The organism is Siphonobacter sp. BAB-5405, assembly GCF_002872335.1.
Taxonomy (GTDB): Bacteria; Bacteroidota; Bacteroidia; order Cytophagales; family Spirosomataceae; genus Siphonobacter.
Genome location: NZ_NJAG01000073.1, coordinates 1 through 8,667, shown reverse-complemented (window position 1 = coordinate 8,667; position 8,667 = coordinate 1). Strand labels below are relative to the sequence as shown.

Sequence of the window (8,667 nt, the reverse complement as noted above, 5' to 3'; positions counted from 1 at the left end):
CATGCGTTACTGCTAAACTATGAAGTCATCATTGATGCATTCATGATCATATGTTGGTAAATAAGGGTAGGGGAGTGGTCTTTGATCTTCTAAAACAGGCATCAGCTTTATGTTAATGAATAGGCTTGGAACGAGCATAAATAATTTAGGAGTTAAACTCCCGTTATTTTCAGTTCCGTCTAAGGCTAAGCTAGCTTTAGACGGAACTGAGAAGTCACTAGCTTTATGCAAACTATCATTCTTCTATGCCTTTAGCATACGGTCACAAAGCTTATGCCCGCAGTGGTGATGAAGCCGATGCCGTAGGTGCCAGGCAGTTGCTCTACGTGTTTTAGAAACCCGGCCTTGCTCGTAAGGCAAAAAAACACCTTAATCGCCGGCTCCGACGCTCGGCTTATGATTTGATCCAAAAGCAATTAAAAGAGAGCTACGAGGCGTCCCTAGCTCTCTTTTCCTTTTATTTCTGCTCTACGCGAATGCCTCCCTTGACCACCTGATAATTTTGTCTAGGAATAAAGAGGCTACCATCGGTTTGGATCTGAAAGTACTTTTCATGCAACTGTTGGCTAAGCGCTCGAGCAGCTTCTTTCTTCCAGGTAGCCCGCTGTTGATACGCGTCGTGAAGATCATGGCCGAGTAGAAGCATTCCTAACACCCCTGCTAGAATCGTAATACCCATGAGGGGGCTAAAGTAGGGGTTTGCCGCTAGCGTCACCCAGAAGGCTTTCCAGGCACTCATCCGCTCCACCGAAGGTGGTTGGTAAACCTTGGGTTTGATGCTAGCTTCAACTTTCGCTGTCATCGACTTTTCAAAGGCCTCCATTTTATCTTTCAATCCAGCTCCCAGTTTCTGCATACCTAGAGTGTTAGCTTCCACCACCGCTAAAAAGGGAATCAAGGCATCATCGATGTCTTCTTCATGAATGCCATACTTTTGAGCAACCCGGTGCTTAAACTGTTTCTTTTCTTCTCGGGTCATAGTGGTAGCTCATTGATCTCCCGCATCACTTTCTTGTACTGGATCCGGCCGACTAGGCCCAGACTGGACACATCGCCACTGCCCGAAAGCAGAGCTAAAATCTCGCGGCCCGACTGCGAGGAGCCAATCTGACCAAAGCAATAGGCTGGGGAGGTTTGACTCAGGGTTTGCCTAGTCTGTTGAGCCGTTTCTTCATCCTGAAACGTACCCGCGTTCACTAAAGCCGAAAGCGGGAAGACGTCCTGATTGACTTTTTTTAGATTTAGAAAGTAGTTCATCGTCGCTGTGAAGGCATCTTTTCCCGCCAGGATGACGTGAAAGTGAACCGCTAAGGATAAGGCATCAAGTTCCTCTTTAATGAGGGAAGCTTCGAGTTGGTGGGTCAACAGCTTTAAGAATTCTTCGCTTTCGGGAGCTCCAAAGTCCAAGATACTCGTTTCATACTTTTTGGACTGGGCAATGACTTCAAAGAGCTCTAGGATTTTTTCCCGGTCTAGTTTCTTTTCGGAGTCTAAGATGGCAAAGGACTTGATGCGGTCAGCTCCGACAATGGACGAGAGCCGAAGCGAGCTGGTGGCCGTCGAGTTATCCAGATCAATAAAGACGGTGGAGGTGTCTTCCTGGTGTTTTTGGGCGAGAAACTAGGTCAGTAAACTCTTGCCCACGCCTCCCTTGGACTGGAGGATGCAGTGAATGGTTTTCATGCGTTAGGTTGGTTTAAAAAGAAAGGCAGTAGTTAAAAGAATATAATCGATTAAAARGGCGAGTCAGTAGAGGCTCGTACTTAATCCAGTGAGAAACCCGAGGGTTTGCGGTGGGAGGGGTCTTCCTTGGCCCGCAGTTTGTCTAAAGCTTCTGCTAGTGAATCAAGCTTCAGTGTCGAAACAGGAGAGTTGGAGGTAGGGGAGGGATCTATTAAAACAGACGGAGCAGGCTTCCCGGTTTTAGGATGGAGACGACGCTTTAGGTTGTAAAGGTTCTGCTCGTTTAAAGCGATGCCTAGTTCATCCTTAATCTTCTCACACATGATGCTCGCGGGAATATGAAAAAGCGAATCTCCATAATACGCAGCTAGCACATCAAAGCGGCCTTTGAGGTTCCGCTCAAAAGCCATCAACACATACTTTTTCTCCATATTAATTAATAGCGTAGTAAGCATTTTTTAGAGCAGGTACACCACTACTATACAGCAGATCTACCACCAGTATCGCTCAAAATTCCAAAATAGAACCTAAATACGACTAAAATATAAGTATACATGAGCAAAAATAACGTAATGTTAATGTACTTAACAAAAAAACTTCCGCTAGTATTGTAGAGCATAGGAGAGCAAGCCATAGCAAATGTTCCACATTTGCCACCCGTTCACTTAGCGTTCACTGGCTTGTTGGGGCTAGAGCCCCAAACCCCCGGCGAGACCCTGAAAGGGTCCGCCGCTCGTAAAAAAAGCGGAAGTGAGTTTAAGTCATAGGTTAAATGAGCAGTAGCGTAAGATGAATAGAAGAGAATAATGGAAACAGTCAAAGAAAAAGAAAGGTAGAAAAGCGGTGACTCGCACGGTGGGCCTGAGAGCCCGGGTTACTAAAGAGGAGTATAGCCGGATTCAAAACCGGGCGATTCTTGCCGGCATGAGTGTCTCGGAATACATCCGGCAAACCGCCCTGGGAGCTCCCATCTACGAGGTGCTTTCTAAAGAGGAACGGCAAACGCTGACGGGTTTGTCCCGCAATCTTAATCAACTCCTGGCCTTTGCTCACAAAGGCTACGTGCACGCTAGGCAGGTGGAAGAAGTGTTAGCCGCCGTCAAGCAGGTACTAAAAAAGTAAGGAGAAGAAACAAGATAACCACTAGAGCCGATGATTGCCAAGACCAGCTACGGAAGCTCGTTTAAGGGAGCCTTGCTTTACGGGGAAGGCCAGGATGAAAAGGGTAAACGAAAGCCCGGAAAGTCGGAGCTTTTGCATACCGAGAACCTGGCTTCTGTGGACGCTAAAGGCATGGCCGAGGAAATGAAAGCGGTGGTTAAAAACCACCGGGTGAAAGTGCCGGTGATGCACACGAGTCTGAGCTGGAAGCCGGGGGAGACGATCACCAGCGAGCAGATGATTAAGGCCAGTCTATTGTACTGTGAAAAGATGGGAGCCAGGCCCGAAGATCACCAGATTGTCATCTTTCGTCACTTTGATCAGCCTCACCCGCACTGTCATATTTACATCAACCGGGTACCGCTGGATCGGGGCAATGCGGTGGCTCAGTCCAATGACTACCTCCGAAATACGAAAGCTTGCCGGGAGATTACCCGGCAGTTGGGCTTTGAAAAGCTGGAAGAAAAGAAAACAAGCAAAGGATTAGTCAACGAGCGAAGTCCGGAGGCAAATGCTGCTAAACAATTCATTCATGAGTCGATTAAGCTTGCTTTACGTACAACGAACGTGAAAAGCTTTGCGGAGCTGAAAGAGGAGCTTGAAAAGAAAAGGATCGAGGTCAAGCTCATGGAGAACAAGAACGGGGTGTCAGGTATCTCGTTTCGAGCACAGGGCTTTGCCTTCAAGGGGCAGGATGTGAGCTTCAAGACCGCTGAGCTAAAAAAGCAGCTCGAAAAGAATCAGCTGGCCGAAGAAAGTAAGCAAACGCTTACCCTAAGCAAAGGGTTACGCATCTAGCCAAGCCTATACGGATTTTCTCGGGGGGTGAAACGGTAAAGCATGCGATAAGAGTTAAAGAGCTGCCTTAACTCATCTTACCGGTAATCATCGGTACGAGATGAAATGAACGGTTTACCGGGCATCTGCCGGACATTCTCCGGAGCAAGACCGGTTTACGCTTTCACTAGCAGTCGAGTCCCTAAAGTGAGTGAAACGCTGGATCAAGAAAAAAGAATGTAATTGATTATCAGGAATTTAACGTGTGGCGGGGAACCGAGCCTTAGATAAACCCAAGAAAAAGGCTAGTCTCCAGCCAACTCATACCGGTAAATCCCGGGATTTACCGGTAGAATGCTTTTCCAGGCATTCCTCGGTAAATGCCCGAGAAATACCGGTTTTCTTTTAGGGATGAGAGCCCTTTTTCTAAGGAAACAAGGTAAGACGATACTCTCGGTGATTGCCGAGAAACAATCAAAAGGATTGGCAGACGGCAAGCCCTGGTATTTTCCGGGCCTATACCGGTGTAGGTCCGGGAAATACCAGGTGTTCACCGGCGAGCTAAGCAAGAGTCAATTCTATTGTTCATGGCCGGTATAGACCCGGGAAACGCCGACCATCGGATCACGTGCGGATACGCCTTTTAAAACCGATGATTAGATTTGAATGAAGCTCGGTAGTTACCGAGTGCCTGCCGAGCAGTGCCCGGTACAGCGTCCGGGAAATACCGGGTAGTATCCAAGAAGGATCCTATTGTAGGGGTAGGCTTCTAGGCGTTTGAATCAAGAGATCATGAAGTCTTATAGGATGTCCCAGTAGTTGCGGCAAATATCGGTAGGAATGAGTAAACGCTTTTCTCGGTATTTACCGGAGTAATCGACTAAGCTTGTCTAGTAGAGTAAGGAATTGATCGAAGAAGTAGATTGCTTGGCGATGGATAAGGAAAACGGTTGAGTTGGACCTAAAATAGGTCAGCAAGTAAGGATTTGCTTCTTATATCATTTTATGAACGAGCCCTTAGAATTTATAATTACGTAATGCTATATAGATTATAATAATCAAAAGCACTTGTATATAGATTAATATGATGTTCAAGACCTTTATAACATTTTATAAACGCACGTTCATAGAATGTCACTTTTAATCACTTTCTTTATCTTTACCTGTAGAACACCCCGTTTTTATCCAATTTCCTGTTTTGTCACTTTGTCATGCTCCAGTCTTACGTTACCTACTTCCGGGTTTCCACCCAACGTCAGGGCCGGTCGGGTCTCGGACTCGAAGCTCAACAAGCGGCCGTCGATGCGTTCTTAAAAAATAGGGGAGAAGAGATCCGGCGGTTTACTGATATTGAATCAGGCCAAAAAAATAACCGACCCGAACTTCAGGCCGCCATTGCCTATTGCCAAGCTCACGGGGCCGTGCTTCTCATTGCCAAGCTGGACCGGCTTACTAGGAATGTTGCTTTCGTGTTTACCCTCCGGGATGCGGGCGTGGAATTTGTTTGCGTGGATATGCCTGAGGCAAATACGCTGACCATTGGTATGATGGCTACGATGGCTCAGTACGAACGGGAGATCATTGCCGAGCGGACTCGGCTCGCCCTGGCTGAAAAAAAGAAGCGAGGGGAGAAGCTGGGAAATCCGTTGAACCTAACGGATGAAAGTAGACGCAAGGGGCGAAGCATTCAGCAAACCAACGCCCGGACGAATGAGAATAATCGCAAAGCCGGACTCCTGGCTGAGTCGCTTCGCAAGGGCGGGCACAGCTGGGCCGAGATCACCCGCCTCTTTAATGCCAATGGCTTTCTGACCCGTCGGGGAAAAGCGTTTTCCATCAAGCAGGTCCAGCGAGTAGTCAAGCTACTAGAAATTTGATTGATAGTCAGTTAGGTCTAAATTTTATAATGCATAATCGGAAGCTAGTCGCGAACAGAATCAAAAGAGCCTTATCAGAGAAAAAGAAAAGAGTTATGAACTTCGGCTAAACGAAAAGTAACCTTTTGCTTCAGCAACGGTCCAACGGCTTTGCCCAGTGCGGGTGAAGCCGTTGGACTTTATAAGGGTTTGGTTAATCCAAGTAATGCCATTGACCCGAAAACGCGAAATCAACCAACTGAATCTTGTTTCGCTCAAAGGCACTCTTGAGATCGATGACGGGTTGAAGATTGGATTCGCGGGTATCGAATTCATCGGTTCGACCCCCTCGTAAAAGTTGTTGAAAAACGTGTGCTTCGATGCGACCAATTGCTTCTTGAAAAGTTATAGCTACCGGTAATAAGCCACCCAGTGTACGATCTAATTTGGTATCATCAAATTTAATAACATTTACCAAGCCGAACGTCCTACTTTGTACCTTCTTCATATCGCTCGTTTCTGTAAACAACCGTTACTTCATAAAAGGAGACATCACCTGCTTTTTTGGGTACAGCAATTGCTGAGGCTACAATTTCATTCATATCATGATCTTTTTATTGTTGAGGCGAAGGTATAAAAAAGCCGCTCGAAACCGGCTAGAAACGTGCTTTGTGACGCTTAGCTTTAGAACACTTCTGTAAACCCTTTACCAGAGGAATGGGGGGCTGCTTACTATCAGGGTTTTCTTCGACCATTAAACAGAAATTGGCTAGATCACTCACGTACGTCTGGTCTGCCTCTCGTTTACGGATGAAATACTGTGCAATTCTAATATACTGTTTGTCAGAATGCTGAGACATGTAATATTCAGTAGCCCGCATTACATCATCCTAGTTAAAGCGTAGGTAGTTTTCAAAAAACCAGGTAATGATCGGTTTGTGTTCTTTGATGGGTGTACGATAAGGTTTTCTAATCGAGTTGGTACCTGTGGGAAAGAATTCTTGGTAAGCTGGCAGCACCTACGCACTGAGTATCGAATCAGGAGATAGCTATCCTAATGGTTTCATTCGTCCTATTACGTGTCACAGGCTAATTAAGCGAGCAAAATCAACGCCTACTATGCAGAAGTGAACGAGTAATCTATTCTTCATTTATACTGTATTGATCCGATGAAAATTCACCCTATTCCAGGTGTACTTCCCTTAACGATAGATAATTCTAGTCAAAACGAACTGAATAGGCTTTCTGAAATAGTGAGCGAATTCGTCAATATGGGTACTCACCTTTATGCGTAGGATCTGGAACAGGTTAGAGGCGGTGAAGATAAAATTATTATTTAGAAATGTCCTTGAGCTATTAGATTCAATCGCAATTCTAATCAAGCACTCATCCACTGATCCCTGTAAGCACATCATCAGAACTATTCTTGAGTTAAAGTTTATTTAGATTATCTCTTCAAAGAGCACACCCATCAACGGAGTATGGCCTATCTGGTGTGGCATACCCATGAAGAGATCAATGTACTAAATAGATACAGTAGTGATACGGCCCAAGGCAAAGCATTGCAGCAAACGTTAGATGCTGACCAACGATTCAATAGTAACGTATCAGAACTTGCCAAGGAATTTGAGATTGAGAAGATGATAACTAGTAAAATGACTATGCTGGGCTATCCTCAATTTATTGATGCAGAACAAGAGTATCAAAAGGTTAAAAAAAACAGAAATCATATTTTCTGGTACCAGCTCTATAATGGTCCTGCCAGCATTAAGAAATTAGCAGAGTATTTGGGTGAATCTGCCCTCTATGAGACACACTATGGGGGGCACTCCGGCAGTATCCATGGAACAAAAGTAATGCACGGGCTCTGTAACAAACCTGCCTAAGGAATGATCGAGTTTGTTCAAATTAGGTATGCTAGAGATGCTAAGGAAGTCACTAAAGAGGTGTTAGTTTTCTCATTATTAATATATAACTTATATTTAGAAAATCGAGTGCCGGAGAAAAAACAATAATGTATAACTATGTATAATTTAGTTAGAAGTGATTTTCTTATATTGTAGATTTAATGTGAAAAGTTCTTCAAGGATAATTCTGCTCATTGAACTATAAAATATTAGTTTTAGTTGAAACTATATAAGAAAATATTTTTACCAATGAGTCAATATATACAAACAATTTAAGCCTTTATTTCTATCTTAAACAGATTGATTAATATTGTATTTATAGGATGTTAATCAGTGTAATATTTATAATAATTATATTATTCTATAAATACTATATTGCGTAATTTAAGAATAAATAATTCAGTAGATATAATAGAAATTTACTTACTATAATTATCTACAATTAAAGCTGAAAGTTTTTTCTGTGGAGATTTGAATTCCAACATTAATCTTTTAGCTTCTTCAATATCCTGTATCAAATCTTGATTCATATCAGTACTAATAACATATCTAGAAACTTTATAAGTTAATCCTACAATATTTAAGTAATCTCTACGTAACTCTAATAAATCATCATAACCTTGACCACTTCTGTTTAAGCCCATTGCTTCTATTGTTTTTTCGCCTCTTCCAGATTCATCAATACCCTTAGCATATTCCTTAATAAACTTTATGTATTGACTCGGATTTTCCAAACCTGGGTTAACAAATACAGGTCTTTCTAAGTTTAAGTTACTTTTATGATTTAATGCCCTTAGTGTAGGATTTCTTAATGGGAATAAGTTTTCCTTATATCTTTGATTACATATCTGACAGCTTAGAAAGAGATTTGACCATTCATATGCAAGCCAATAATAGCCTGGTTTAGTCAACTTTTCATCCTTGTTTTGTCGGTAACCAGCTTTAGGTCTAAAATGCTCAATATCCCCATGAGATACTGAAACAATATTCTGCTCGCAAAATGCACACTTGCCGTGTTGATACCTAATAAGTAATTTTTTTATCGACTGATGCCCGTATAGATCACTTTTAAATTGAAATTCCCTTTTTCCTGCTTTGTTAAGCAGATTCTAATTTTTTAGTTTCAAGAATTAGTTTACATTTGCCCYTCTCCTATCTTTAATTTGTAGGAGGAGTTTTCATTGGCGGCTTAAGTAAGCTGGAATCGGACGGGAACCATTTTAAAATTCACCTACGCCTTCGGGCCAAACTCAATCAGCAGTAACACCATTTACGCCCTGGTC

At 43.3% G+C, this 8,667-nt stretch carries 8 protein-coding genes and 1 pseudogene; 4 read left to right on the top strand and 5 right to left on the bottom strand.

Annotated elements, in window-relative coordinates:
* Nucleotides 1-457 precede the first annotated feature (457 nt).
* From BWI97_RS25455 to BWI97_RS25445, 3 genes are all read right to left on the bottom strand, one after another.
* Complete coding sequence (locus tag BWI97_RS25455; protein ID WP_102203323.1) at nucleotides 458-979, bottom strand: hypothetical protein; 522 nt, start codon at nucleotides 977-979, stop codon at nucleotides 458-460.
* Nucleotides 976-1,407, bottom strand: coding sequence for a hypothetical protein (locus BWI97_RS25450; protein ID WP_102203322.1), 432 nt, complete (start codon nucleotides 1,405-1,407; stop codon nucleotides 976-978). Before BWI97_RS25450 ends, BWI97_RS25455 begins: the two co-directional genes overlap by 4 nt.
* Nucleotides 1,408-1,763: 356 nt before the next feature.
* Entirely contained in the window at nucleotides 1,764-2,138 is a 375-nt protein-coding gene (locus tag BWI97_RS25445; RefSeq protein WP_102203321.1) for a hypothetical protein, read from the bottom strand.
* A 388-nt stretch (nucleotides 2,139-2,526) separates the two neighbouring features.
* Between BWI97_RS25445 and BWI97_RS25440 the strand changes: the two genes are divergently transcribed.
* The 3 genes from BWI97_RS25440 to BWI97_RS25425 all read left to right on the top strand — a co-directional run bounded on the left by BWI97_RS25440 (nucleotide 2,527) and on the right by BWI97_RS25425 (nucleotide 5,498).
* Complete coding sequence (locus BWI97_RS25440) at nucleotides 2,527-2,805, top strand: hypothetical protein (RefSeq protein ID WP_102203320.1); 279 nt, start codon at nucleotides 2,527-2,529, stop codon at nucleotides 2,803-2,805.
* Nucleotides 2,806-2,835: 30 nt separating this feature from the next.
* Nucleotides 2,836-3,642: a relaxase/mobilization nuclease domain-containing protein gene (locus BWI97_RS25435; RefSeq protein ID WP_102203319.1), complete on the top strand. Its 807-nt coding sequence runs from the start codon at nucleotides 2,836-2,838 to the stop codon at nucleotides 3,640-3,642.
* 1,190 nt (nucleotides 3,643-4,832) lie between these two features.
* Complete coding sequence (locus tag BWI97_RS25425; RefSeq protein WP_102203318.1) at nucleotides 4,833-5,498, top strand: recombinase family protein; 666 nt, start codon at nucleotides 4,833-4,835, stop codon at nucleotides 5,496-5,498.
* Nucleotides 5,499-5,691: 193 nt separating this feature from the next.
* On the opposite strand, the gene BWI97_RS25420 is transcribed toward BWI97_RS25425, so the two are convergent.
* Nucleotides 5,692-5,985: a hypothetical protein gene (locus tag BWI97_RS25420; RefSeq protein WP_102203317.1), complete on the bottom strand. Its 294-nt coding sequence runs from the start codon at nucleotides 5,983-5,985 to the stop codon at nucleotides 5,692-5,694.
* 943 nt (nucleotides 5,986-6,928) lie between these two features.
* Between BWI97_RS25420 and BWI97_RS25410 the strand changes: the two are divergent.
* Nucleotides 6,929-7,363: pseudogene (locus BWI97_RS25410) on the top strand (DUF5677 domain-containing protein); the annotation flags it as partial.
* A gap of 440 nt (nucleotides 7,364-7,803) precedes the next feature.
* Here BWI97_RS25410 and BWI97_RS27485 read toward each other — a convergent pair.
* Nucleotides 7,804-8,295 carry a hypothetical protein gene (locus BWI97_RS27485; protein WP_146011035.1) on the bottom strand — a complete coding sequence of 164 codons (492 nt, stop codon included), beginning with the start codon at nucleotides 8,293-8,295 and terminating at the stop codon, nucleotides 7,804-7,806.
* Nucleotides 8,296-8,667 lie beyond the last annotated feature (372 nt).